This window comes from Staphylococcus sp. GDY8P57P, assembly GCF_017892585.1.
In the GTDB taxonomy this organism is placed as follows: domain Bacteria; phylum Bacillota; class Bacilli; order Staphylococcales; family Staphylococcaceae; genus Staphylococcus; species Staphylococcus borealis.
The window spans coordinates 82,540-109,008 of sequence record NZ_JAESLK010000009.1; the positions used below are offsets into that span (position 1 = coordinate 82,540).

At 34.1% G+C, this 26,469-nt stretch carries 22 protein-coding genes and 2 pseudogenes; 13 read left to right on the forward strand and 11 right to left on the reverse strand.

Annotated features, from left to right (window positions below; translation table 11 throughout):
- Position 1 precedes the first annotated feature (1 nt).
- The 3 genes from agrD to agrA are packed head-to-tail and all read left to right on the forward strand — an operon-like array spanning position 2 to position 2,182.
- Positions 2 to 145, forward strand: a complete 144-nt coding sequence (gene agrD, locus KA878_RS04255; protein WP_070855048.1) for a cyclic lactone autoinducer peptide AgrD — start codon at positions 2 to 4, stop codon at positions 143 to 145.
- An 18-nt stretch (positions 146 to 163) separates the two neighbouring features.
- On the forward strand, positions 164 to 1,447 hold the full coding sequence (gene agrC / locus KA878_RS04260) for a quorum-sensing sensor histidine kinase AgrC (protein WP_193839129.1): 1,284 nt from the start codon (positions 164 to 166) through the stop codon (positions 1,445 to 1,447).
- Between the two features lie 18 nt (positions 1,448 to 1,465).
- Positions 1,466 to 2,182, forward strand: coding sequence for a quorum-sensing response regulator AgrA (gene agrA / locus KA878_RS04265; protein WP_053030422.1), 717 nt, complete (start codon positions 1,466 to 1,468; stop codon positions 2,180 to 2,182).
- Positions 2,183 to 2,268: 86 nt separating this feature from the next.
- Here agrA and KA878_RS04270 read toward each other — a convergent pair whose 3' ends face one another.
- From KA878_RS04270 to KA878_RS04300, 7 genes and pseudogenes are all read right to left on the reverse strand, one after another.
- Complete coding sequence (locus KA878_RS04270) at positions 2,269 to 3,231, reverse strand: carbohydrate kinase family protein (protein WP_193839128.1); 963 nt, start codon at positions 3,229 to 3,231, stop codon at positions 2,269 to 2,271.
- Between the two features lie 3 nt (positions 3,232 to 3,234).
- Positions 3,235 to 4,719, reverse strand: a complete 1,485-nt coding sequence (locus KA878_RS04275) for a sucrose-6-phosphate hydrolase (protein ID WP_193839127.1) — start codon at positions 4,717 to 4,719, stop codon at positions 3,235 to 3,237.
- A 96-nt stretch (positions 4,720 to 4,815) separates the two neighbouring features.
- Positions 4,816 to 5,767: pseudogene (locus KA878_RS04280) on the reverse strand (LacI family DNA-binding transcriptional regulator).
- A gap of 98 nt (positions 5,768 to 5,865) precedes the next feature.
- A complete protein-coding gene (locus tag KA878_RS04285; protein WP_070855052.1) occupies positions 5,866 to 7,110 on the reverse strand; it encodes an ammonium transporter in 1,245 nt (414 codons plus the stop codon).
- A gap of 118 nt (positions 7,111 to 7,228) precedes the next feature.
- Positions 7,229 to 7,453: a sulfurtransferase TusA family protein gene (locus tag KA878_RS04290; protein ID WP_011275296.1), complete on the reverse strand. Its 225-nt coding sequence runs from the start codon at positions 7,451 to 7,453 to the stop codon at positions 7,229 to 7,231.
- Positions 7,454 to 7,471: 18 nt separating this feature from the next.
- The gene (locus tag KA878_RS04295) at positions 7,472 to 8,569 is read right to left on the reverse strand and encodes a YeeE/YedE family protein (RefSeq protein WP_053030430.1); all 1,098 of its coding nucleotides are present in this window, start codon (positions 8,567 to 8,569) and stop codon (positions 7,472 to 7,474) included.
- Positions 8,570 to 9,005: 436 nt separating this feature from the next.
- Positions 9,006 to 9,644 carry a redox-sensing transcriptional repressor Rex gene (locus tag KA878_RS04300; RefSeq protein ID WP_107629948.1) on the reverse strand — a complete coding sequence of 213 codons (639 nt, stop codon included), beginning with the start codon at positions 9,642 to 9,644 and terminating at the stop codon, positions 9,006 to 9,008.
- Between the two features lie 240 nt (positions 9,645 to 9,884).
- Between KA878_RS04300 and abc-f the strand changes: the two genes are divergently transcribed.
- Positions 9,885 to 11,828 (forward strand): ribosomal protection-like ABC-F family protein, encoded by a 1,944-nt coding sequence (abc-f, locus tag KA878_RS04305; RefSeq protein ID WP_193839126.1) that lies wholly within the window; start codon positions 9,885 to 9,887, stop codon positions 11,826 to 11,828.
- A gap of 365 nt (positions 11,829 to 12,193) precedes the next feature.
- On the opposite strand, the gene tsaD is transcribed toward abc-f, so the two are convergent.
- The 4 genes from tsaD to tsaE are packed head-to-tail and all read right to left on the reverse strand — an operon-like array spanning position 12,194 to position 14,759.
- On the reverse strand, positions 12,194 to 13,222 hold the full coding sequence (gene tsaD / locus KA878_RS04310; RefSeq protein WP_193839125.1) for a tRNA (adenosine(37)-N6)-threonylcarbamoyltransferase complex transferase subunit TsaD: 1,029 nt from the start codon (positions 13,220 to 13,222) through the stop codon (positions 12,194 to 12,196).
- Entirely contained in the window at positions 13,215 to 13,679 is a 465-nt protein-coding gene (gene rimI / locus KA878_RS04315; protein WP_053030439.1) for a ribosomal protein S18-alanine N-acetyltransferase, read from the reverse strand. The genes tsaD and rimI overlap by 8 nt, the downstream gene beginning before the upstream one ends.
- Positions 13,652 to 14,317, reverse strand: coding sequence for a tRNA (adenosine(37)-N6)-threonylcarbamoyltransferase complex dimerization subunit type 1 TsaB (gene tsaB / locus KA878_RS04320; RefSeq protein WP_193839124.1), 666 nt, complete (start codon positions 14,315 to 14,317; stop codon positions 13,652 to 13,654). Before tsaB ends, rimI begins: the two co-directional genes overlap by 28 nt.
- A complete protein-coding gene (gene tsaE / locus KA878_RS04325; RefSeq protein ID WP_070855057.1) occupies positions 14,298 to 14,759 on the reverse strand; it encodes a tRNA (adenosine(37)-N6)-threonylcarbamoyltransferase complex ATPase subunit type 1 TsaE in 462 nt (153 codons plus the stop codon). The genes tsaB and tsaE overlap by 20 nt, the downstream gene beginning before the upstream one ends.
- A 504-nt stretch (positions 14,760 to 15,263) precedes the next feature.
- Between tsaE and ilvD the strand changes: the two genes are divergently transcribed.
- The 9 genes and pseudogenes from ilvD to ilvA all read left to right on the forward strand — a co-directional run bounded on the left by ilvD (position 15,264) and on the right by ilvA (position 25,943).
- The gene (gene ilvD / locus KA878_RS04330) at positions 15,264 to 16,952 is read left to right on the forward strand and encodes a dihydroxy-acid dehydratase (protein WP_193839123.1); all 1,689 of its coding nucleotides are present in this window, start codon (positions 15,264 to 15,266) and stop codon (positions 16,950 to 16,952) included.
- 18 nt (positions 16,953 to 16,970) lie between these two features.
- Positions 16,971 to 18,746, forward strand: coding sequence for a biosynthetic-type acetolactate synthase large subunit (ilvB, locus tag KA878_RS04335; RefSeq protein ID WP_228480642.1), 1,776 nt, complete (start codon positions 16,971 to 16,973; stop codon positions 18,744 to 18,746).
- Positions 18,743 to 18,985, forward strand: coding sequence for an ACT domain-containing protein (locus KA878_RS04340; protein ID WP_193839122.1), 243 nt, complete (start codon positions 18,743 to 18,745; stop codon positions 18,983 to 18,985). The genes ilvB and KA878_RS04340 overlap by 4 nt, the downstream gene beginning before the upstream one ends.
- 133 nt (positions 18,986 to 19,118) lie before the next feature.
- Positions 19,119 to 20,123 carry a ketol-acid reductoisomerase gene (ilvC, locus tag KA878_RS04345; RefSeq protein WP_053030454.1) on the forward strand — a complete coding sequence of 335 codons (1,005 nt, stop codon included), beginning with the start codon at positions 19,119 to 19,121 and terminating at the stop codon, positions 20,121 to 20,123.
- A 20-nt stretch (positions 20,124 to 20,143) separates the two neighbouring features.
- Positions 20,144 to 21,672: pseudogene (locus tag KA878_RS04350) on the forward strand (2-isopropylmalate synthase).
- Complete coding sequence (leuB, locus tag KA878_RS04355) at positions 21,662 to 22,705, forward strand: 3-isopropylmalate dehydrogenase (protein WP_193839121.1); 1,044 nt, start codon at positions 21,662 to 21,664, stop codon at positions 22,703 to 22,705. Before KA878_RS04350 ends, leuB begins: the two are co-directional and overlap by 11 nt.
- Positions 22,706 to 22,719: 14 nt before the next feature.
- Positions 22,720 to 24,090, forward strand: coding sequence for a 3-isopropylmalate dehydratase large subunit (gene leuC, locus KA878_RS04360; protein WP_075109113.1), 1,371 nt, complete (start codon positions 22,720 to 22,722; stop codon positions 24,088 to 24,090).
- Positions 24,091 to 24,092: 2 nt separating this feature from the next.
- A complete protein-coding gene (gene leuD, locus KA878_RS04365) occupies positions 24,093 to 24,668 on the forward strand; it encodes a 3-isopropylmalate dehydratase small subunit (RefSeq protein ID WP_053030463.1) in 576 nt (191 codons plus the stop codon).
- A gap of 6 nt (positions 24,669 to 24,674) precedes the next feature.
- Positions 24,675 to 25,943 (forward strand): threonine ammonia-lyase IlvA, encoded by a 1,269-nt coding sequence (gene ilvA / locus KA878_RS04370; protein ID WP_193839120.1) that lies wholly within the window; start codon positions 24,675 to 24,677, stop codon positions 25,941 to 25,943.
- The last annotated feature ends 526 nt before the right edge of the window (positions 25,944 to 26,469 follow it).

Sequence of the window (26,469 nt, forward strand, 5' to 3'; positions counted from 1 at the left end):
TATGAATTTATTAACTATGTTATTCGCAAAAGTATTTAGCTTTATCTTTGGGTTAGTAGGAACATTCTCTGTTCAAGATGTGTGCAGTTTTTATTTTGATGAACCAGAAGTACCTAAAGAATTACAAGATTTATCTAAAAAATAATTAAAGAAAGTGTTAGAAATGAATCTTTTAGACTTTGTTCCATTATCAATTTTTCAATCAGTAATGTTAATCTTGGTCTCAAAAATTATTATAGATATTAAATTTAGTAAGAGGGATTATTTAACTTGTATAAGTATTATAATCCCTTGTACTATTTTATTTTATTATGTAGATAGAAAATCAGTATTAGTTCTTATAATTTCTGTCATGCTTTTCTTCTGTCTGAAGTCGGGTTTATGGTCCATATTATCAGTTTTATTATCAACACTTATAATGTATATTAGTAATTTTTTCACGCTTACTATATATGTGATAACTAATAACAATATGAAAATTAGATTTCTTGAAATTGTTGTCTATATGGTTTCATTTTTTATAATCGCAATGATATGCGCCTATTCCATTAGATTTCTATTGAAAAAGCTAAAAAAGACATATTTATTTTTTAACAATATATATATAATTCTTATCTCTGTTTTTCTAATTTTTTCAATCATTTCATTGTATCTTTATACTCAAAAATTCTATTTGGATTCAGAAGGATTAAGATTATTCGCTTATGTATTTTTAGGGATTCTATTCTTTTTAATACTTTGTATAATCATAATTACATATACAACTCATCGAGAACTTCGTTATAAACGTAATATGGAAGAGATTGAAACATATTATGAATATACTTTACAAATTGAATCAATTAACAATGAAATGCGTAAGTTTAGACATGATTATGTAAATATTTTAACTACAATGTCTGAGTATATTCGTGAAGATGACATGCCTGGGCTAAGACAATACTTCAATGAAAATATTGTACCTATGAAAGATAATCTTCAAATGAAATCAATTAAAATTAATGGTACTGAGAATTTAAAAGTACGTGCGATTAAAGGCTTAGTTACCACTAAGATTTTACAAGCTCAAGAGAAGAACATTCCTATCAGTATAGAGGTGCCTGAGTTAGTAGAACATATAGAAATGAACACGATTGATCTTAGTCGTATCATTGGAATCATTACGGATAATGCAATTGAAGCATCAGAGACGCTTGAAGATGCATTGATTCGTATAGCATTTATTAATACTGAGACGTCTGTTATGTTTATTGTTATGAATAAGTGCCAAGAAGATATGCCTCGTATTCACGAATTATTCCAAGAACGCTTTTCAACTAAAGGAGAAAACAGAGGTCTAGGATTAAGCACGTTGAAAGAAATCACTGATTCTACTGACAATGTGTTACTCGATACGACGATAGAAAATGGCTACTTTGTGCAAAAAGTAGAAATCATAAATAATTAGTCATAAGGATGTGTAATCATGAAAATATTCATTTGTGAAGATGATGTAAAACAACGCGAAAATATGGTTTCAATTATTAACAATTATATAATGATTGAAGAAAAACCAATGGAAATTGCGCTGGCAACAGATGATCCTTATGAAGTCATTGAAAAATCTAAAGAAATGAATGATGTTGGATGCTACTTTTTAGACATTCAATTAGAGGCTGATATCAACGGGATAAAATTAGGTAGTGAAATTCGTAAATATGACCCTATTGGAAACATCATTTTTGTTACAAGTCATAGCGAGTTAACATACTTAACGTTTGTATATAAAGTTTCAGCAATGGATTTTATCTTTAAAGATGATCCTAGTCAGTTGCAATCGAGAATTATTGATTGTTTAGAAACAGCGCATACACGCTTAAAATTATTGTCTAAAGAAAGTAATGTTGAGACGATAGAATTAAAACGAGGTAGTAATTCTATCTATGTTCAATATGATGACGTCATGTTTTTCGAATCATCTACAAAATCACATCGTTTGATTGCACACCTAGATAATCGTCAAATTGAGTTTTATGGTAACTTAAAAGAACTCGCACAATTGGATGATCGTTTCTTTAGATGTCATAACAGTTTCGTTGTTAACCGTCATAATATTGAATCTATTGATTCAAAAGAACGTATTGTTAACTTTAAAAATGGCGAGCACTGTTTTGCATCTGTTCGTAATGTTAAAAAAATATAGTTGAATATACACAATCAAAATATTCTATAAGTAGATTAATTTAGAAGCGGGACAATGAATTTATCACTGTCCCGCTTCTTTTCTCATTATTTTAATTCTGACGTAACTTCTTCAAGTGTTGGAATACTCTCAATGGCACCACATTTTGTTGTAACTTTTGCTGCTACGAAGTTACTGAATTGCAGTATGGCTTGCCCTTCTTCCTTAAGCAATTTAGTCATATTCACTTCATCACTTAATAATATTCTGCTAATTGCTGCTCCAATAAAGGCATCTCCTGCGCCTGTCGTATCAACGGCTTTTACTTTAAATCCTTCATGATATATCTTAGTTCCATCTTTTAAAATAATACTAGCGCCATTTGGACCTTGTGTATAAATAACTGCTACAACCGATCCTTGGAATAATGACTGAATTGCACTTTCTTCATCCGCTTCGCCAGTAATAAATTCAAGTTCCTCATCTGAAACTTTTATGATATTCGCTTTAGGAATGAACGCCTGTATCGTTTCTTTACATGCTTCAGCACTATGCCAAAGCGGTAAACGTACATTAGGATCAAAAACGATGGTGCCATTAGCTGATTTAAATTTATCAATCATAGCTTGATGCGCTTCTTTCATATCACTTTCAACTAAATCAACAGAACAGAAATGTAGGATATCATTTGGATTAATTGATATTTCGTCTAAATAGTCCGCTTTATAAAGCATATCAGCAGAAGGTTTACGATAAAATGAAAAATCTCTTTGTCCATCTTCTTTTAAGCTTACAAATGCTAATGCCGTATTTGCTACATCTGTTCTTCTAATGAATTGAGTACCTACACCTAGATTGCTTAAAGTTTCAACTATAATATCACCAAATGCATCATTACCTAATTGCGTCACCATTTCAGTAGATGCTCCCATTTTACGTGCTACACTTACTACATTTGCAGGTGCACCCCCAACTTGTCGACTAAATTGTTCAACATCTTTAAGTTCAGAGTTCTTCACATTTGGTATAAAATCTATTAATGCTTCACCTATTCCGTATAACTTTCTCATTTTTTAATCATCCTTAAGTTCATATTTAGTGAATTTTAAATAAACTTGTCCTGTTTCTGTTGATGTTTCTATACCTGTAGCATTTTCATCTGGAAATATTCTTGAAGTTAAAACACGTTCGCCGTCATTGCAAAATATCTCAATGCTTGATGTATCAACAAATATTTGTAATTGGCTCAATGGAGATTTTAAAATTGTACTTCTTGTTAAATCTTGAACATTATCTGGCAATAATCCACTTTCCGTGCGATCCAATGTAAGCTTTTGCTCGCTTGTATTATAGATAATTTTGGTGTTATTTAACTTTGATGTACGTAATTCAAAATAAATTTCTGACGCATCATTTTCAAGAATATCAATAATCAGTTCATACTGTGTACCTTCATATGGATGTAATTTTCGATTAAATTTATTAGCATAACCTAGTGCTGTTTCTTTATTTTTACGTAACTTTTCAAGCCCTTTAAACGGACGTTGTCGCAGTTGATTATCCTCAATTGTCAGCACCCTAGGTATTGTTAAACAATGTGCCCATCCTTCATCATCGGTAGGATAATTGATTTCAGGTAACCCCATCCATCCAATTAATATTCTATTACCATTTTCATCTAAAAATGTTTGTGGCGCGTAAAAATCAAAACCATTATCTAGCTCTATAAAGTCTCCATGTTCAAATGATAATGTGTCGAAATCTATATCCCCTATCAAATATCCAGATTGATATATATTTCTAAATTGATTACCCTGTGCTTCAATTCCTTGGGGACTGAAAAGTATGATATCTTTAGAATTCAAATTAAAATAGTCAGGACATTCCCACATATAGCCAAAGTTTTTTAAATTTGTTTCAAGTTCTCCACAAAAAGACCATTGCTTTAATTGTTTATCTTTCGTCTTGTAAATTAAACAACGACCTTGTTCATCATTTGTTTGGGCACCAATTATCGCATAATATTCACCATTCAATTCAAACACTTTAGGATCTCTAAAATGACTTGTATATCCCTCTGGTTGTGAAGCGATAACGGGTTTATCAAATTTTGTAATTGTACCGTCATTTTCTACTTTCGCAATCATCTGACTAGCATAACGTTCCCATTGATCATCACGACGATTACCTGTGTATATGTAATATAAGTCACCTTCATGTTCAAAAGCACTGCCACTATAAACACCGTGACTATCATAATATGTATCTGGTTTTAATACGGCACCCTGTGGTTCGAACGTCACTAAATCGTCACTCGTATAATTAAACCAATACTTCAATCCATGTACAGCACCAAGTGGAAACCATTGATGTGAAACATAATATTTGCCATTATGATAAATTAAACCATTAGGATCATTGAGCAAACCTGTTTCAGGTTGGATATGAAATGTCTGACGAAATCTTGACGTTTCGACTTGCCGTTTAAGATGCTCTAGGTACTTTTTATCTACGTCTTCAATGCGACGATAACGTTCTTCTCTTGACCATTCAGCCATATTATTCCTCCATCATTGATAAATTAAATCTAAGTTTATTATTATTCTATCATCGACTATGGTATCGGTTCCATAGATTTATGTAATTTAAAGTGTCTATATTTCAACCGGGATTATGGTTTTTGACACGACATTTTTAGAAAAAATTAATTCATTTAATTGTTTCATAGCATGCGTGCCAGCTTTATAATAATTAAATTTAACAGTCGTAATCGTAGGCGTGACGAGTTGCGTCATTGGGTCTCCTCCAAAACCATAAATTTGATAGTTCTCAGGTGTATTGGGGTGTTGAGAATAAAACTTATGAATTGCTAATGCTATAGGATCTGTTGCACCAATTAATACGTCAATATTACATGTATGATTTAACTTTTCAGCAACATCATTTTTAGCCTCTTCATATTTAAAAGATGTTACATAAATTTGAGGATGAATATCATATTGTTTTAAAGCATCAATAATACCTTGCTTTCGTTGTATACCCACAGCAACATCTTCTTCACTAACTCCAAAGAATACGACGTTTCGAAATTGTTGATGCCCTATTTGTTCACCTACAATGTATCCTGCTTGATAATCATCATGAATAATACTATGTAATTCAGGATGCGACTGACCGACTAGAATAACTGGTACATCTAATTTCTGAATCACTTCTAAATGTTTATTTGTTAAAGTAGTAGCCATTAATATGATGCCATCTACCTTACTTCTTGAAAAGGTCTCAAGTGCTTCAATCTCAGCATGAACATCTAAACCAGTATAATTAAGTAATAATTGATATTGATGTTGATGGCATACCGATACAATGCCTTTAACTGTCTCATCCACTGCATGTGAATTCATTCTTGGTATAATAGCACCGATCATATGTGTATGCTTGGCTCTTAAACTTTGCGCAAATTGATTTGGTTGGTAATCATGCTCAGCTATGATACGACTTAACTTTTCCTTCGTATGCGGGCTAACTGAGCCGTCATTTAAAAAAGCGGGAGACCGTGCTTTTAGATACTCCCGCTAATTTTGCGATATCTGATATATTTTTCATTAGATTAATCACCTAAATTAACTGTCATTTAAGCATTATTTTATCACATAACTATTCTTATAAAATACTGTTTAGTATATGAATCACTAATAAAACTATCAATATCTTTTATTCAGTTTGTTTAATTCACCATAAAAATACGCTTTCTCACCATGAACAAGTTGATCCAATCCTGTCTTATCTTCTTCTTCAGTGGTTGCAATAGGCATGATACTTTGTAAAATCTTACCTATAATCCAAGTTAAAACCACCGTGTAACATAAAACCACGAGCACAGCTATAACTTGAATCAACACTGAGTGAATGTCTCCGTTATAGATAAATCCGTTTGATATATCATGATTAACATGTTGTGATTGAAACACGCCAGTAAGAATAGCACCAACGATACCTCCTGCACCATGAATACCAAAAGCATCAAGTGTATCGTTATATTTATATTTCACTTTAATCACATTAATAACGAAATAACAAACGATGCCACCCGCAAATGCAATAACAAATGCGTTGAAATAATTCACATAGCCTGCTGCAGGTGTAATAGCGACTAAGCCAGCTAAGACACCTGATAATAAACCTAGTAGGCTTATTTTCTTAGTCATAAGGTACTCAATGATTAACCAACTAAACGCACCACCACTTGCCGCAATAATTGTATTTACAAATGATGTTAGTGCAACATCATTTAACGTATATGCACTTCCTGTGTTAAAACCATACCAACCGATCCAAACTAAAATACCACCAATTAAAGTGATTAAAAGATTATGTGGCTGTATTTTTTCAATTTTTTTACCATTACCTATCATAATCGCTAAAATAAGGCCTGAGAGACCAGATGTGATATGTACAACTGTACCACCAGCATAATCTAAAGCACCAAGTTGTTGTATCCATCCTCCGCCCCATACCCAATGCGCAACTGGGCTATATATCAAAATCACCCACAAGAATATAAAAATAATAAACGGAAAGAATTTCATACGTTCAGCAATTGAACCTGAGAGTATTGAAACTGCTATTGTGCAAAACATCATTTGGAACAACATAAATAATGCAAACGGGATGTGTGGACTTAATTGGTCATTGACTGCAAAACCAACATGTTGTAGGCCAATCAAATCGAAATTACCTATAAAAGCATTGCCTGTTCCAAAACTTAATGAAAAACCTAATGTAACCCATGTAAACGTCACGATAATCATTGCTGCCATACTTTGCATAACTGTGTTTAGGACATTCTTTGATTGAACTAACCCACCATAAAACAAGCTAAGCCCAGGGGTCATTACCCAAACAAGTAAAGTGCAAAGAAATAAAAAAATTGTGTCATCCATCTTCATAATTACCACTTCCTTTGAAAATATCATAATGATACTTCAAAGAAATAGCAAAAATACGTAAGATAAAATGACACAATATGTTACATAATATAACAGTGTTTTAATCACTTATTTCGTTTTAAGCTTTTTGAATTGTAATTGTCCAAGATGCATCATCTAATTGTTCATAATTCGTAACTGGATAACCTTGTTCAGCCGCCCAATTTGGAATAGCTTCTGTTGCTTGCGTACAATCGAAATCTATTTTAAGTTCATCACCATTATCTAATGTTTGCATTTTCTTTTGTGCTTCGATAAGTGGGAATGGACATACCATACCTACTGTACCTAATTCATATAACATTGTTATTCCTCCAATTAATTATGTTGTTTGTGTTTGTTTTGGAACTGCAGTAGTTTGAGATTGTGATGTTTGTTTTTCTAACTTTTTCATTGGTCTAATGAAAATAAAGTAACTCATAAACCATACACCTAAAATCATAGAACCTAGTGCAATCCAGCCTTTCCAAGACATAATAGCTGTTTCTACTAAGCCATTACCAATTGAACAACCACCTGCTACTGAGGCACCGAATCCCATGCAAATACCACCAATAGCACTATTACGAATCGTCTTCTTATCAGGTAATCGCCATTTGAATTCACGCGATCCTCTAGCAGCGATATATGACCCTAAAAAGATACCTAATATTAATAGTACACCCCAATCTATTAACTGAGTATCTCCTGTAATTAAAAACGTAATTAAGTTTGCTGATGGTGTTGTGATGCCTAAACCATAATCTCTACCAGTTGACATACTCATCGGCCAAGCAATTAATGCTATCAAACCAACTGCTATACCAGCTACAAATGGGTGGTATCGTTTTTCAAATAAATAATGTCTCAAGCCACTATATTTTTGCTTAAGCTTTGGAACCGCAAATTTGGGTTTAGGTTTGCGTAACGTTTTAGTTACAAAAATAATCGTGATGATCGTTAATATTAACGTAAATACCCACATTGGAATACCCGTTGTCTGAGACATATTGGCATTGATATTTGTAGGTTGATTTATCCACGTCATCACTGGAAGCAGCACACCTGTTTTAGTAATTGCCGCAGTTACTGCATATAACACGAGTGCTACCCAACTTCCAATTAAACCTTCACCAGCACGATACCATGTACCTGTAGCACAGCCTCCTGCTAATACAATACCTATTCCAAATATAAACGCACCAATGATGGTACCAATAATTGGAAATGTACTATCAGGTATTGAAATAAGATTTAACCCAGTTAAAATAAGTAGTCCTATACTTTGGACTGTAATAGCTACTAATAAAGCATAAAACATTTTGTTATTTTTTTGAACATACATGTCTCTAAAGCCACCAGCTAGACAAAAACGTGTACGTTGCATAACAAACCCTAATAATATTCCAACGATAAGACCACTAATAATCATCCATATCACTATTAATTCATCCTTTCCCGATTATTTTACTAAGGTATTATAATCAATTGTACTAAATTTGGCAACTTCTTAAAATAAAATGCTTCTAGCGATTTTTCACACGACCTATAAATTATTGCATTGGATTCACTCAATGTTGGCTAACAAAACGGGAGTGGGACAGAATTCTTTTGAATTCGTCGTCCCACTCCCAACTTGCTTTGCTTGTAGAATTTCTTAGTGAAATTCTCTTTGTTGGGGCCCCGACTCCCAACTTGCTTTGCTTGTAGAATTTTTTAGTGAAATTCTCTTAGTTGGGTCCCCACCCGCAAGGATGACTAGAACTGAGAAAAGCTTGGTTTAAGCCCCTTATCAGTTCAGTCAGCAACTGCGAATTTGCTAAATAGCATGATTATATTATTTATGTCCCAGAGTGCTGTAATAAAAGTGACGTTATTTAATTGGAATAATTTTTCATGAAGAATAGCAATGATTGCAATTCTATACCTAAGTCAATATGATGAACTTGTACACTATTAGGTACTTCTATTCTAGTTGGTGTGAAATTTAAAATACCATTAATATTTGCTTCAATTAACTCATTTGCCACACGTTGCGCTACACTTTCTGGCGTCGTTAAAATAACAACATTAATATCTTTGTCAGCAAGAACTTGTTTTAAGTCGTTCATATGATGGACAGTCACATCACCAATCTTATTTCCGACAATGTGCTCATCAACATCAAAAGCCTCTGTAATGGTCATTTCATCATGAATTGAAAAGTTATACGTTAAAAGTGCTCTACCTAAATTACCAACACCTACCAATGCAATGTGTATATTATCGCTATCACTAAGTGCCGTTTTAAAGAATTCTAATAAACTATCTATATTGTAACCATAACCTTTTTTCCCTAATTCTCCAAAATATGAGAAATCTCTACGAATGGTTGCTGATTCAATATTTAATGCCTCGCTAATCGCTTTTGAATTCACTCTGTCTATGCCTTTTGATTTTAACGTGTTAACGAATCTGTAATATAAAGGTAATCGTTTCAAAGTTGCCCGTGGAATTTTAGATTTATTTTGAGCCATTTAAAATGCCCCCCTTTCGTTTGAATTTTATAATCTATGTATCCAAACTATTTTGAGTGCTATACGTTTTAAATTTTTAAAATTTTCTTATGTCCTATTATGAATACTGGAATATTATACCTTAACGCATTTTAAAAATAAATAACTTAGTTTCAAGAAACTAAGTAATATGGTAAAATATAGAGTAATATACAACTTAATTTCGAGTAATAAACTTACAAATAGAAAGGTGAAACCTGAATGATACTCTTGCAATTAAATGACATTTCGAAATCATTTGATGGTGATGATATTTTCACACGTGTGAATTTCGAAGTAAAGACAGGCGAACGAATCGGAGTCGTAGGTCGTAACGGTGCTGGAAAATCAACCTTAATGAAAATTATTGCCGGTGTTGAAGATTACGATAGCGGCCATATTTCTAAAATTAAAAATTTACGAATGGGTTACCTGACCCAACAAATGACGCTTAATTCATCCGCTTCAGTGTTTGAAGAAATGTCTAAACCATTTGAACATCTCAAAAAGATGGAACGCTTAATTAAAGAAGAAACGAACTGGCTCGCTGATCATGCATCTGACTATGATTCTGATGCCTATCAACAACATATGGAACGTTATGAATCATTAACCAATCAATTTGAACAACTCGATGGTTATCAATATGAAAGTAAAATCAAGACAGTTCTACATGGTTTAAATTTTAACGAAGATGATTTTGATAAACCTATTAACGATTTTAGTGGTGGTCAAAAAACACGATTATCATTAGCACAAATGTTATTAAATGAGCCAGATTTATTACTATTAGACGAACCTACAAACCATTTAGATTTAGAAACAACAAAGTGGTTAGAAGATTATTTAAAATACTTCAAAGGTGCCATCGTCATCATCAGTCACGATAGATACTTCTTAGACAAGATTGTCACGCAAATCTATGATGTGGCACTTGGTGATGTTAAACGTTATGTAGGCAATTACGAGCAATTTATCGAGCAACGTGATAAGTATTATGAAAGTCGCATGCAAGAATATGAACGTCAACAAGATGAAATTAAGCGATTGGAAACCTTTGTAGAAAAAAATATTACACGTGCCTCAACAAGTGGTATGGCAAAAAGTCGTCGCAAAACATTAGAGAAAATGGAACGTATCGACAAACCAATGTTAGACGCAAGAAGTGCCAATATTCAATTTGGGTTCAATCGAAATACAGGAAATGACGTGATGCATATTCGCAATCTTGAAATTGGTTATGATGCGCCTATAACATCTCCAATTAACATAGAAGTCACGAAAGGCGATCATATCGCAATCATAGGTCCTAATGGTGTAGGTAAAACGACGCTAATTAAGACAATCGCACAACGACAAGATCAAATAGACGGTAATATTACCTTTGGTGCTAATCTACAAATTGGCTATTATGATCAAAAGCAAGCAGAATTTAAATCCAACAAAACAATTCTCGACTATGTTTGGGATCAATATCCAACTATGAACGAAAAAGACATACGCGCTGTATTAGGACGTTTCTTATTTGTACAAGATGATGTTAAAAAAATTATTAACGATTTATCTGGTGGCGAAAAAGCACGATTACAATTAGCACTCCTTATGTTACAAAGAGATAACGTCTTAATCCTTGATGAACCTACAAACCATTTAGATATTGATTCTAAAGAAATGCTTGAACAAGCATTAAAAGATTTTGAAGGAACGATTCTATTCGTTTCCCATGATCGATACTTTATTAATCAATTAGCTAATAAAGTCTTTGATTTAAATATAGATGGCGGTCAGATGTATCTTGGAGATTATCAATATTATATTGAGAAAACAGAGGAAGCAGCTGCATTAGAAGCATTTGAAAATGAACGTAATGATGATAGCAAGAATGATGTTTCCAATCAAAACGTAAACAATAACACCATCAATACGTATGATTCACAAAAACAACAACGCCGTGAGCAACGTAAATTAGAACGTCTCATTGAAGAATGTGAATCTAAAATTGAATCCTATGAAAATGAAATCGCTCAAATTGATGAACAACTGACGCAACCTGATGTATTTAATAATCCTGAAAAAGCTTCATCATTAGCGAATCAAAAACAAGAAACCGAACAGAAATTAGAACAAGTTATGACCGAATGGGAAAATTTACAAGAAAATGTTTAAAACGCATTAATCTTAAAATAGCTAGAAAGTATTTTATAACTTTTTAGCTATTTTTTTGAATCAATTTCAATAAAAGTTATAAACAGTTAAAATGTGATAATACCAACTATCCACAAAGTTATCCTACTTATCCACAAGATATTTTTGATTCATTTACCAATTTTTTACACAAAATTAATCTGCTATCCACATTGTTAAGAACCTTTTATCCACAACTTATACACTTAATGTTGATAAGTACAAATGTTCCCTATTGACCTTTATCAAATGATGTTTCTTCAAAAATAAAACCTCTTATAACATAAGCATTACAATGCTAACGTTCATAAGAGGTTTCTTATCGTAAAATAAATTTTTAAAATCATTTAAGCATCTATTGTTGCTTCTTCTATGTCCATGTTATTTTCACCATTTAAATCTAAATGAGCTGTAACGCCTGCTTGATAATAGTAGTATGCCGCTGCGCCGATCATTGCTGCATTATCCGTACATAATTTAGGACTTGGAATAGACAAATGGATATTATTTGCTTCACATAAATGTTGTAAACGTTGACGAAGTCCTTTGTTACTTGCAACGCCACCAGCAACGATAAGTCTATTCACATTATATGCCTTACATGCATTCATCGCTTTAGTACTTAATACATCTACGACACTATTTTGAAAACTAGTTGCCACATTTTCTTTAACAATCGTTTCATTTTTTTGTCTTAAATTATGCAGTTTGTTGATTATAGCACTTTTCAAACCACTAAAACTAAAATCATAACTATCTTTTTCTAACCATACTCTTGGAAAATCATACGTATCTTGACCTTGTTGTGCTAATTTGTCAATTTGTGGTCCACCCGGATATGGTAAATCAATTGTTCGTGCCACTTTATCATAGGCTTCACCCACTGCATCATCTCTTGTCTCTCCAATAACTTCAAAATGCATATGAGATTTCATATACACGAGTTCAGTGTGACCTCCAGATACGATTAACGCGATTAAAGGAAATGTTAATGGTTCTTCTAAATGATTAGCGTAAATATGACCAGCAATATGGTGTACAGGAATAAGTGGTTTATCGTAAGCAAAGGCTAGTGCTTTTGCTGCATTAATACCAATCAGCAATGCCCCAATTAATCCTGGACCTTGAGTTACAGCTATTGCATCTATATCATGCATCGTGATGTTTGCAGATATTAGCGCTTCATCAATAGTTGTTGTAATACCTTCCACATGATGTCGACTGGCAACCTCTGGCACAACACCTCCAAAACGCTTATGACTCTCAATTTGGCTAAGTACAATATTGGATAAAATTGTGTTGCCATCCTTAATGACACTTACACTTGTTTCATCACAACTTGTTTCAATTGCTAATATTAATGTTTCTTTATTCATTTAAGTTCACCCACATAACCATTGCATCCTCGCCTTCTCCATAATAATTTTTACGTTTACCACCAAATTGAAAACCCAAATTAGTATAAACGTGTTGTGCTATGACATTATCAACTCTAACTTCTAAACTCATTACTTCACATGTATGCTTAGCATAATCCATAACATATTTTAACAATAATTGTCCCAGCCCATATCCTCTGTAATCTTTACGAATAGCTATCGTTGTTATTTGAGCTTGATCAATAACAATCCATAGCCCTAGATATCCGATAATTTCATTTTCAAAAAGAATTACAAAATATTTCGCAAAGTTATTTTCATTTAATTCATGATAAAATGCATCTATCGTCCATGAACTATCATTAAAACTGTCACGTTCTATATCAAATACATTAGGAACATCATCAACTTGCATCGCTCTAATTGTTAATTCTGATTCTGTTGGTTTAGCCAATTTCTTTCTGCCTCTGATAATTTAATATAATTTGGAACAAATGTATGAATATCTTCACTTTCAGTTAAAAGTGGTTTCATTGCAGGTGCATATGGTAAGTGACTTTGTATTTCTCCATCAAGATAGTTTGATAATTTATCAGCATCTTTACCAATATAGACAAATGGTTGTTTGAAATCAGTCAATTGTTGTTTTAATTCTTGAATTGGTAAATATTGATCTTCTAAAATTGTCTTTAATTTTCCTTCTTCATATTGATAAACACCTGTATAAACCGCTTCTCGACGTGCATCAATAATAGGAACCAATAACCTTTGGTCGCTTTCATCCATTGTGGCAGCTAATGCTAATAAAGACGATACGCCATATAATTTTGCATTTAATGCATATGCTAACGTTTTAGCAGTTGTAACACCAATTCTTACACCTGTATATGAACCTGGCCCCTTAGCAACTACAATACCATCAATCTCGCTTTTATCAATTTTCGCTTCTTCAAATAAATGTTGAATACCAGGCATAAGTTGACTAGAATGATCTTTTTTATTTTCGGTAGTCATTTCAGACAATACGGTATGATCTTGCATGATTGCGATTGACATCGGTTGATTTGATGTATCAATCAGTAATAAATTCACTTTCAACTTCCTCCTTAACGTTCAAATAATGTGTCCCTATGCCATTTAATTCAATCGTTCTTTGCGTTTCGTTAACAGTCTCTATATTAATGATTAATCGTTCTTCAGGTAATAAATCATAAATAAATTGACTCCACTCAATAACAGTGATGCCTTCATCTTGAAAATATTCTTCAAAACCTAAGTCCTCATCTGAATCTTCCAAACGATAGCAGTCCATATGATGTAGCTTTAAATGACTACCTCTATAAGATTTTATAATATTAAATGTCGGAGAATTAATATTACGTTTAACACCTAAATGTTTACCTATAAATTGAGTTAGCGTTGTTTTACCTGCACCAAGATCACCATTTAATAAAATGACATCACCAGGCTTTAAGTGTCGAACTAACACATTAGCGAATTGATCTAATTCATCCAAGTTATTAATCGTTATCATTAGTCCCACTCTCTCTACTTATTTTATTAACTAAATTATATTGCTATATTTTTGATTTTAAATGACTTAATTTTCCTAACACAATTGAATTAAGCCATAACAATTTAACTTAATAAGTATAACAAATTCCTCTAGCAATTTCCCTATAAGGAACATAAATTTGAAAAAGGATTGATGTTAGAAAATTCTTAAAAATTATATTGACTTAATAAACACTGTGTAGTAAATTAAGTTTATCGAATTTTTAAACAATTCTAACTATTTAAATATAACCATTCAAGGAAGGAGTATATTAAAATGACTACAATGACACATCAAGCATATAATCCAACTGACAATTTAATTATTTTATTATACTCTCAAGGGCTGGAACTTTAGTATCTTTCAATTACTAAATGTTTAAGTCCTATTTCTCATTGAATGGGACTTGTAGACGTCCCAATCACAAATTGGGACGTCTTTTTATGTGTAACAAACTTAATGTGTTTTATGGGGGAATTATTTATGAGAAGTGACATGATAAAAAAAGGTGATCAACAAGCACCTGCTCGAAGTCTTTTACACGCCACGGGCGCACTTAAAAATCCAACAGATATGAATAAACCTTTCGTAGCGATTTGTAATTCTTATATCGACATTGTACCTGGACATGTCCATTTAAGAGAACTGGCTGACATCGCGAAAGAAGCAATACGTGAGGCAGGCGCAATTCCTTTTGAATTTAATACGATTGGTGTCGATGACGGTATCGCTATGGGACATATTGGAATGCGATACTCACTCCCTTCTCGAGAACTTATTGCAGATGCTGCTGAAACTGTTATTAATGCGCACTGGTTCGATGGTGTATTTTACATTCCTAATTGCGACAAAATCACACCTGGTATGATATTAGCTGCCGTAAGAACCAATGTACCAGCAATATTCTGTTCAGGTGGCCCTATGAAAGCTGGATTATCTGCACAAGGGAAAGCATTAACATTATCATCCATGTTTGAAGCAGTTGGTGCTTTTAAAGAAGGTAAACTTTCGAAAGAAGCATTTTTAGATATGGAACAAAATGCTTGCCCTACTTGTGGCTCATGCGCAGGCATGTTTACAGCAAATTCAATGAATTGCCTAATGGAAGTGTTAGGTTTAGCACTACCTTATAACGGTACAGCTTTAGCAGTTAGTGAACAAAGAAGAGAAATGATTCGTGAAGCGGCCTTTAAATTAGTTGATAATATTAAAAAGGATATTAAGCCACTTGATATTGTGACTAGAGAAGCAATTGACGATGCATTCGCACTAGACATGGCAATGGGTGGTTCCACTAACACGGTATTACATACTTTAGCGATAGCAAATGAAGCTGGCATTGATTATGACTTAGAGCGTATCAATGAAATTGCTAAGAGAACACCTTATTTATCTAAGATTGCACCAAGTTCATCATATTCAATGCACGATGTACACGAAGCTGGTGGTTGTCCAGCTATCATAAATGAATTAATGAAAAAAGAAGGCACTCTACACCCGGATAGACTTACAGTGACTGGACAAACACTTCGTAAAAATAATGAAGGTAAAGAGATTAAAAACTTTGAGGTCATTCACTCACTTGACAATCCATATGATAAACAAGGTGGTCTCTCTATCTTATTCGGAAATATTGCGCCTAAAGGTGCCGTAATTAAAGTTGGTGGTGTTGACCCTTCTATCAAAACATTCACTGGTAAGGCAATCTGTTTCAACTCACATGATGAAGCAGTCGAGGCCATTGATAACAAAATCGTTCGTGAAGGTCACGTCGTTGTTATACGTTACGAAGGACCTAAAGGAGGACCAGGAATGCCTGAAATGTTAGCACCTACCTCTTCAATTGTAGGTAGAGGATTAGGTAAAGACGTTGCATTAATTACTGATGGTAGATTTTCTGGAGCAACAAGAGGTATTGCTGTTGGACATATTTCACCAGAAGCCGCATCAGGTGGTCCTATTGGCCTCATTAAAGACGGTGATGAAATTACGATTGATTTAATCAATCGCACTTTAGATGTTAATCAAACTGAAGAAGAACTTAATCAACGCAAAAAAGCACTACAACCTTTTAAAGCAAAAGTAAAATCAGGTTATCTAGCGAGATATACCGCTTTGGTAACGAGTGCGAACACTGGTGGCATAATGCAAGTTCCCGAAAATCTTATCTAACTAAAGGAGTTGTTCATCATGGCAAATAAAATGGAAAGTAACGTCGTTAGTTCATCAACTACGGCACATTCAAATCAATCTAATCTGAAAGCAGACGTCAATAGTAACGAGAATCACACACTAAGAGCTGGCTCAGAACTTTTAGTTGAAGCCCTATTACATGAAGATGTTGACTTTATTTTCGGCTACCCTGGTGGTGCAGTTTTACCTTTATACGACACGTTTTATGATGGTAAAATTAAACACATTTTGGCAAGACATGAGCAAGGTGCGACACATGCTGCTGAAGGCTATGCTAGAGTATCTGGCAAAACTGGTGTAGTCGTAGTTACAAGTGGTCCTGGCGCTACAAATGCAATTACAGGAATTACAGATGCTTATTGTGATTCCCTCCCCTTGGTGGTATTCACAGGACAAGTAGCAACGCCAGGTATTGGTAAAGATGCCTTTCAAGAGGCAGATTTACTTTCTATGACAACACCAATCACGAAGGCGAATTTCCAAGTTAAAAATGTAAACGATATTCCTAGAATTATTCATGAAGCATTTTACTTAGCTAATTCAGGTCGTAAAGGCCCAGTCGTTATAGATTTCCCTAAAGATATGGGTGTGCTAAAAACAACTGCACCACTTGTAAGTGACGTGAATTTACCAGCCTATAAAGTTACTGAAGAACCTCAGAATAAAGACATTGATCAATTAGTTCATTATCTATCTAAGGCCAAACAACCAGTAGTCTTAGCAGGTGCAGGGATAAATCATTCGCAATCCAACGATTTATTAACGCAGTTTGTAACGAAACATCAAATTCCAGTAGTAACTACACTATTAGGCTTAGGTGCGATTCCATACGATAATCCATTATTTCTAGGTATGGGGGGTATGCATGGATCTTACGCTAGCAATATGGCTTTAACTGAATGTGATTTATTACTTAATTTGGGTAGTCGATTCGATGATAGACTTGCAAGCAAACCGGATGAATTTGCACCGAATGCTATTGTTGTTCATGTGGATATTGATGAATCGGAAATCAATAAAGTAATTGCCACTGATTTGGGAATTGTAGCTGATTGTAAACAGGTATTGACAGCTTTGTCTCATAAGTTTAAAAATGAAACTTCTCATGATGAATGGGTTCAACATTGTCTTGAAAATAAAAGCAAACATCCTTTTAAATATACAGTGGCTGATGACACATTTTGTAAGCCCCAAAAGGCGATTGAATATATTGGGCAAATTACACACGGTGAAGCCATCGTTACTACTGATGTTGGGCAACATCAAATGTGGGCGGCTCAATTCTATCCTTTCAAACATCATGGTCAATGGGTTACAAGTGGCGGATTAGGTACGATGGGCTTTGGTATTCCTTCTGCGATTGGTGCTCAATTAGCTGAACCCGACAAAACTGTTATCTGTTTCGTTGGTGATGGTGGGTTCCAAATGACGAATCAGGAAATGGCATTACTTCCTGAATACGGACTTAATGTAAAGATCGTTCTTATTAATAACGGAACCTTAGGTATGGTCAAACAGTGGCAAGACAAATTCTTTAACCATCGATTCTCTCATTCTGTATTTAATGATCAACCTGACTTCATGAAAATGGCGGAAGCTTATGGTGTCAAAGGTTACTTAATTGATCATCCCGATAAATTAACAGCGACACTTGATGAAGCATTTAATTATCAAGGGCCTGCATTAATTGAAGTTAGAATCTCACCTACCGAACCAGTTAATCCTATGATTCCAAGTGGCAAAGCGAACCATGAAATGGAGGGATTAGAATGAAACGCGTTTTACAGTTAAAAGTCACAGACCAAGTAAGTACGTTAAATAGAATCACGAGCGCCTTCGTTCGACTACAATATAATATAAACGAACTGACAGTTAAGCCATCAGAAGACAACGGCATTTCTAATATGCAAATTATTGCTGATATTGAAGATGAAGCAATTTTTAAAATATTAGTAGCCAAATTAAAAAAACAAGTCAGTGTATTAGAAGTTCAAGTTATCAACCAGCAATAAAGTAAATTCTACATTGATGCGCTAGTACAAATAAACAAAACATGACTAACATCACATTTTATAGATAATAGTATATCTATAATTTTGAGAATATTCAAAATATTGAAATTTTAAATTTTTGGAGGAATGTATTATGACTAAAGTTTATTATGATCAATCAGTTGAGAAAGATGCATTACAAGGTAAAAAAATCGCAATTGTAGGTTACGGTTCACAAGGACATGCACATGCACAAAATCTTAAAGACAATGGCTATGACGTTATTGTAGGTATCCGCCCTGGTCATTCTTTTGACAAAGCTAAAGAAGACGGATTTGATGTATATCCAGTCGCAGAAGCCGTTAAACAAGCTGATGTCATCATGGTATTATTACCAGATGAAATTCAAGGCAATGTATATAAAAACGAAATTGAACCTAATTTAGAAGCAGGAAATGCCTTAGCATTTGCACACGGATTTAACATTCACTTTGAAGTTATCAAACCACCGAAAGATGTCGATGTCTTCCTAGTAGCACCTAAAGGACCTGGTCACTTAGTAAGACGTACATTTGTTGAAGGAACTGCAGTGCCGGCATTATTCGGTGTACAACAAGATGCTACTGGTCAAGCACGCGATATTTCTTTAAGTTACGCAAAAGGTATTGGTGCTACGCGTGCGGGTGTCATTGAAACAACATTTAAAGAAGAAACAGAAACTGATTTATTCGGTGAGCAAGCTGTACTTTGTGGTGGTATCCATAAATTAATCCAAAGCGGTTTTGAAACACTTGTTGAAGCGGGTTATCAAAAAGAATTAGCTTATTTCGAAGTATTACACGAAATGAAATTAATTGTTGATTTAATGTATGAAGGCGGAATGGAAAACGTTCGTTATTCAATCTCAAACACTGCAGAATATGGCGACTATGTTTCAGGGCCTAGAATCATTACACCGGATGTCAAAGATAATATGAAAGCTGTATTAAAAGATATTCAAAATGGTAATTTTGCAAATAGTTTTGTTAAAGATAATGAAAATGGCTTTAAAGAATTTTATAAATTACGCGAACAACAACACGGTCATGAAATTGAAGCTGTTGGTCGTGAGTTAAGAAAAATGATGCCATTCATTAAATCTAAAAGCATTCAAAAATAATAGCTAAGGGGTTGTTAAAGATGGAAAGCCATATTCAAATTTTCGATACGACTTTAAGAGATGGTGAACAAACACCAGGCGTTAATTTCTCTTTTGATGAAAGATTAAAAATAGCTAAACAGTTAGAGACATGGGGTGTAGATATACTAGAGGCTGGGTTTCCCGCTTCTAGTACTGGTAGTTTTAAGTCTGTTCAAGCAATTTCAAATACATTAACTCAAACAGCTGTATGTGGATTAGCGCGCTGTAAGAAATCAGATATTGATGCTGTTTATGAGGCTACGAAAGATGCTGTAAAACCAGTAATTCATGTGTTTATAGCTACCTCACCTATTCATTTAACGCATAAACTCAAAATGACTCAAGAACAAGTATTGGAATCAATTAAAGAACATGTTACGTATGCTAAACAATACTTCGATGTCGTTCAATTTTCACCAGAGGATGCGACTAGAACAGAATCAGATTTCTTAATCAAATGTGTACAAATGGCAGTTGACTCTGGTGCAACGATAATTAATATTCCAGACACTGTTGGTTACAGTTATCCGAATGAATATGGTCAAATTTTTAAAACCTTAATTGAGCACATAAAGACGAACCAAGACATTATTTATAGTGCACATTGTCATGACGATTTAGGAATGGCAGTTGCAAATAGCTTAGCTGCAATTGAAAATGGTGCTACTCGAATAGAAGGAACAGTTAACGGCATTGGTGAACGAGCAGGCAATACTGCGCTAGAAGAATTAGCGTTAGCGCTATATGTACGAAAAGACCATTATGGTAATGAAACGCGATTAAATCTATCAGAAACCAAAAACACATCCGACATTATATCACGCTATGCTGGTATACGTGTACCAAGAAATAAAGCCATTGTGGGTCAAAATGCTTTCAGTCATGAATCTGGTATTCATCAAGATGGCGTTCTAAAAAATCCAGAAACATATGAAATTATGACACCACAACTTGTTGGTATACGTAAAAATGATTTACCGCTTGGCAAATTATCAGGTAAACACGCTTTTGCTGAAAAATTAAAATCATTAGGATATGATATTGAACCTCAAAATCAAGTTGAATTATTTAAACAATTTAAAGCTATAGCTGATAAGAAGAAAAGTGTTACAGATCGTGATATACACGCACTGATTCAAGGTTCTGAACATGAACAAAATGCAATATATCAAGTCGAAACACTGCAATTACAATTTGTGTCAAACGGTTTACAAAGTGCTGTCGTCGTTATCAAAGATAAACATGGTAAGTTATATCAAGATTCAAGTATTGGTACGGGATCAATTGTGGCTATATATAATGCAGTTGATCGAATTTTCAAGCATAAGAGTGAACTCATTGAATATCGAATTGATTCAGTCACTGAAGGTACTGATGCTCAAGCTGAAGTTCATGTGTCATTAAATATAGAGGGTCATCCCGTTAATGGTATCGGTATTGACCATGATGTATTATATGCCATGTAGAAGCGCATGCAAAATATGCGAGTGAAATTCAAAATAAGGAGCGTAATCATCATGCCTTTTAAAATAGTAGCTTTACCCGGTGATGGCATAGGTCCAGAAATATTAAGTGGAACGTTAGAACTATTAGAACAAATAAGTAAAAAATATCAATTTGAGTATCAGTTGAAGTCGTATGACTTTGGTGGTGCAGCCATAGATTCGCAGGGTGTTCCCCTACCAGATGATACTTTAGAAGCGTGTAAAAATGCAGATGCAATTTTACTGGGAGCTGTAGGTGGTCCACAATGGACAAACCCTAAAAATAGACCTGAACAAGGCTTATTGGCATTGCGGAAATCATTAGGATTATTCGCTAACATACGTCCTACTAAAGTTACAGACGGTACAAGCCACTTCTCTCCAATTAAAGAAGAACGTGTCAAAGGAACTGATCTTATTATAGTAAGAGAGTTAACTAGCGGATTATATTTCGGTCAACCTCGACATCTTGATGACCTTAGTGCATTAGATTCATTAACTTACACTAAAGATGAAATTCAACGTATTGCGAAGGTTGCATTTGAATTAGCATTAAATCGAAAGAAAAAATTAACATCAGTTGATAAAGAAAATGTACTATCTTCGAGTAAGCTTTGGCGTCAAACAATCGATGAAGTTAGCTTGGATTATCCAGAAGTAGAAGTAAACCATTTATTAGTTGACGCGTGTAGTATGCACTTAATTACGCGACCTACCGATTTCGACGTAATTGTAACCGAAAATTTATTTGGAGATATTTTAAGTGATGAAGCTTCTACTATACCTGGTTCTCTAGGTTTATCCCCTTCTGCTAGTTTTAGTTTAGAAGGGCCAAGATTATATGAGCCTATTCATGGTACAGCACCTGATATTGCAAATCAAAATATAGCTAATCCATTTGGTATGGTTCTTTCTTTAGCAATGTGTTTGCGTGAAAGCTTTAACTTTGAAGATGCCGCATCAGAACTAGAACAATTGGTATATCAGTTAATTAAAGAAGGAAAAACAACACCAGATTTAAATGGCCAATATACTACGTCAGATATTTTTAACGAACTAAAAAAGAATTATGAATAAGGAGGAGTACTTTTATGGGACAAACGTTATTCGATAAAGTTTGGAATAAACATGTTTTAACCGGTAATGAAGGTGAGCCTCAATTATTATATATAGATTTGCACTTAATTCATGAAGTGACTTCTCCTCAAGCTTTCGAAGGATTGAGACTACAGAACCGTAAATTAAGACGTCCTGATTTAACATTCGCAACGTTAGACCACAATGTTCCTACCATTGATATTTTTAATATTAAAGATGAAATTGCAAATAAACAAATCACAACACTTCAAAAAAATGCAAAAGCATTTGGCGTTCACCTCTTTGACATGGGTTCAGACGAACAAGGTATTGTTCATATGGTTGGTCCAGAAACTGGTCTTACTCAACCAGGAAAAACAATTGTCTGTGGTGATTCACATACTGCTACACATGGTGCTTTTGGTGCAATCGCCTTTGGCATAGGAACAAGTGAAGTAGAACATGTATTTGCTACTCAAACGCTTTGGCAAACGAAACCTAAAAACTTAAAAATAGATGTCACAGGTCAACTACCAAAAGGTGTCTACGCCAAAGATATTATTTTGTATCTTATTAGTAAATATGGTGTGGATTTTGGCACAGGCTATGCTATAGAGTTTACGGGTGAAACAATCAAAGCGTTATCCATGGAAGCTAGAATGACGATTTGCAATATGGCTATAGAAGCTGGCGCTAAATATGGATTAATGCAACCAGATGAAACAACATTCGATTACGTCAAAGGTAGAAGGTATGCTCAAAATTTTGAACGTTCTATTCATGATTGGCGTAAATTATATACTGATGAAGACGCTCAATTTGATAAAGTTATTCAACTCGATGTCACACATCTCGAACCACAAGTGACATGGGGCACAAATCCAGAAATGGGTGTTAGTTTTAATACACCTTTTCCACAAATTAAAAATATTAATGATGAGCGTGCCTACCAATACATGGGTCTTAAACCAGGCCAAAAAGCAGAAGATATTGATTTAGGTTATGTCTTCTTAGGTTCTTGTACAAATGCAAGACTATCGGATTTAATAGAAGCTAGTCACATCGTTAAAGGTAATCAAGTTCATCCTAAGATTACTGCAATCGTTGTACCAGGCTCTCGTTCTGTTAAAAAAGAAGCTGAAGCGTTAGGTTTAGATAAAATCTTCAAAGAGGCTGGATTCCAATGGAGAGAACCTGGTTGCTCAATGTGTTTAGGTATGAATCCTGACCAAGTACCAGAAGGCATTCATTGTGCTTCTACAAGTAATCGTAACTTTGAAGGAAGACAAGGTAAAGGTGCGAGAACGCATCTTGTATCCCCTGCTATGGCAGCTGCTGCCGCTATCAAAGGAAAATTTGTAGATGTTAGAAAGGTGGTTGTTTAACAATGGATATTCAACCTATTACAACCTACACAGGTAAAGTTGTACCATTATTTAACGACAATATAGATACCGATCAAATTATTCCTAAAGCTCATCTTAAACGCATTACTAAAAGTGGATTTGGACCATTTGCGTTTGATGAATGGCGATATCTACCAGACGGTTCAGATAATCCAGATTTTAATCCAAACAAACCTGAATATGCAGGTGCTTCTATTTTAATAACTGGAGATAATTTTGGTTGTGGCTCAAGTCGAGAACATGCTGCATGGGCTTTAAAAGATTATGGATTTAATATTATTATAGCTGGAAGTTTTAGTGACATCTTTTATATGAATTGTACAAAAAATGGCATGCTACCGATAACTTTGAATGAAGATGAAAGAAAATATTTAGCATCTCAGAAAGAAATTACAGTGGATTTACCACAACAGACAGTTTCAGCAAATAATAAATCATTCAAATTTAAAATCGATGAAACGTGGAAACATAAATTAGTAAATGGACTAGATGATATCGCCATTACGTTGGCGTATGAAGATTTAATAGAACAATATGAAAATAAAAATAAAGGTTGAGATACTATGACTGTAAAGACAACAGTAAATGCTAAAGATGTAGATAATGCATATTTACGAATTAAAGATGTTGTTAAAGAGACACCACTACAATATGATCTCTATCTTTCGCAAAAATATGATTGTAACGTCTATTTAAAAAGAGAAGATTTACAATGGGTACGTTCATTTAAACTTAGAGGTGCATATAATGCCATTTCGGTATTAACTGATGAGGCTAAAGAAAAAGGTATTACATGTGCCAGTGCCGGAAATCATGCTCAAGGTGTGGCATATACTGCTAAAGCACTAAATTTACAAGCAGTCATATTTATGCCAGTGACCACACCTCTTCAAAAAGTTAATCAAGTTAAATTCTTTGGTTCAAAAAATGTTAAAATAGTGCTAACTGGAGACACCTTTGATGATTGTTTAAAAGAAGCTTTAGCTTATACTAAACAAAATCATATGACCTTCATTGATCCTTTTAATAACGTCAACACAATCGCTGGTCAAGGCACGCTTGCAAAAGAAATTTTGAATCAGTCAAATCATGATGCTATCACTTTTGACTATTTATTCGCTGCAATTGGTGGTGGCGGTTTGATTTCAGGTATAAGTACGTATTTAAATCAATATAGCCCTCAAACTAAAATAATTGGTGTTGAACCTACTGGCGCTAGCAGCATGTATGAATCAGTAGTTGTACAAAATAAAGTTGTTACACTCGACCATATTGATAAATTTGTAGATGGCGCTTCTGTAGCACGTGTAGGTGATATCACATTTAATATTGCTAAGCAATATGTTGACGACTATATTCAAGTAGATGAAGGAGCAGTCTGTTCAACTATCTTAGATATGTACTCAAAACAAGCCATTGTTGCAGAACCTGCAGGTGCATTAAGTGTAGCAGCATTAGAGAATTATAAAAAAGAAATTCGAGGTAAGACTGTAGTATGCGTCATTAGTGGTGGTAATAACGATATTAATCGTATGAAAGAAATCGAAGAGCGTTCATTACTTTATGAGGAAATGAAACATTACTTTATACTTAACTTTCCTCAACGTCCTGGTGCACTCAAAGAATTTGTAAATGATGTTTTAGGACCACAAGATGATATTACTAAGTTTGAATACTTAAAGAAAACTTCTCAAAATACGGGTACTGTTATTATTGGCATTCAGCTGAAAAATCACGATGACCTTAATCAACTCAAATCTAATGTTCATAATTTTGATCCATCAAATATTTATATTAATGAAAATAAGATGCTGTATTCACTTTTAATTTAATGATATAACACTCCCATTGATCTGTATGGGAGTGTTATTTGTGTACATTTAGTTCAACACAAGCGCTCACATCTTTCTTCCTTTTCTAAAATTGCTTGCTCTTTTAGCTCTACTAAACTCGCTTCTCAATTTTCTCAATTCATCAGCTTCAAGCGCTTTCTCTTCGTTAAGCCATTATATATATATCATTAAACCTTCGGTTTGATTTTTAAGCATAAAAAAAGAGACCTTACGGTCTCGATATCGGCTCATCGCATCCTTACGATTTGTCTGGCAACGTCCTACTCTAGCGGAACGTAAATCGGCTACCATCGGCGCTAAGAACCTTACTTTACTTCGAGGCAAGCGCTCACATCTTTCTTCCTTTTCTAAAATTGCTTGCTCTTTTAGCTCTACTAAACTCGCTTCTCAATTTTCTCAACTCATCAGCTTCAAACGCTTTCTCTTCGTAAAGCATTATACATTTATATCATTAAATTTTCATTTTAATTTTAAGCATAAAAAAAGACCTTACGGTCTCGATATC

Excerpts from the sequence above, each read along its gene's own strand:
- agrD (WP_070855048.1), top strand. The coding sequence starts at position 2 with ATGAATTTATTAACTATGTTATTCGCAAAAGTATTTAGCTTTATCTTT.
- agrC (WP_193839129.1), top strand. The coding sequence starts at position 164 with ATGAATCTTTTAGACTTTGTTCCATTATCAATTTTTCAATCAGTAATG.
- agrA (WP_053030422.1), top strand. The coding sequence starts at position 1,466 with ATGAAAATATTCATTTGTGAAGATGATGTAAAACAACGCGAAAATATG.
- KA878_RS04270 (WP_193839128.1), bottom strand. The coding sequence starts at position 3,231 with ATGAGAAAGTTATACGGAATAGGTGAAGCATTAATAGATTTTATACCA.
- KA878_RS04275 (WP_193839127.1), bottom strand. The coding sequence starts at position 4,719 with ATGGCTGAATGGTCAAGAGAAGAACGTTATCGTCGCATTGAAGACGTA.
- KA878_RS04285 (WP_070855052.1), bottom strand. The coding sequence starts at position 7,110 with ATGAAGATGGATGACACAATTTTTTTATTTCTTTGCACTTTACTTGTT.
- KA878_RS04290 (WP_011275296.1), bottom strand. The coding sequence starts at position 7,453 with ATGTTATATGAATTAGGTACAGTAGGTATGGTATGTCCATTCCCACTT.
- KA878_RS04300 (WP_107629948.1), bottom strand. The coding sequence starts at position 9,644 with ATGGCTCAAAATAAATCTAAAATTCCACGGGCAACTTTGAAACGATTA.
- abc-f (WP_193839126.1), top strand. The coding sequence starts at position 9,885 with ATGATACTCTTGCAATTAAATGACATTTCGAAATCATTTGATGGTGAT.
- tsaD (WP_193839125.1), bottom strand. The coding sequence starts at position 13,222 with ATGAATAAAGAAACATTAATATTAGCAATTGAAACAAGTTGTGATGAA.
- tsaE (WP_070855057.1), bottom strand. The coding sequence starts at position 14,759 with ATGATAACGATTAATAACTTGGATGAATTAGATCAATTCGCTAATGTG.
- ilvD (WP_193839123.1), top strand. The coding sequence starts at position 15,264 with ATGAGAAGTGACATGATAAAAAAAGGTGATCAACAAGCACCTGCTCGA.
- ilvB (WP_228480642.1), top strand. The coding sequence starts at position 16,971 with ATGGCAAATAAAATGGAAAGTAACGTCGTTAGTTCATCAACTACGGCA.
- KA878_RS04340 (WP_193839122.1), top strand. The coding sequence starts at position 18,743 with ATGAAACGCGTTTTACAGTTAAAAGTCACAGACCAAGTAAGTACGTTA.
- ilvC (WP_053030454.1), top strand. The coding sequence starts at position 19,119 with ATGACTAAAGTTTATTATGATCAATCAGTTGAGAAAGATGCATTACAA.
- leuB (WP_193839121.1), top strand. The coding sequence starts at position 21,662 with ATGCCTTTTAAAATAGTAGCTTTACCCGGTGATGGCATAGGTCCAGAA.
- leuC (WP_075109113.1), top strand. The coding sequence starts at position 22,720 with ATGGGACAAACGTTATTCGATAAAGTTTGGAATAAACATGTTTTAACC.
- leuD (WP_053030463.1), top strand. The coding sequence starts at position 24,093 with ATGGATATTCAACCTATTACAACCTACACAGGTAAAGTTGTACCATTA.
- ilvA (WP_193839120.1), top strand. The coding sequence starts at position 24,675 with ATGACTGTAAAGACAACAGTAAATGCTAAAGATGTAGATAATGCATAT.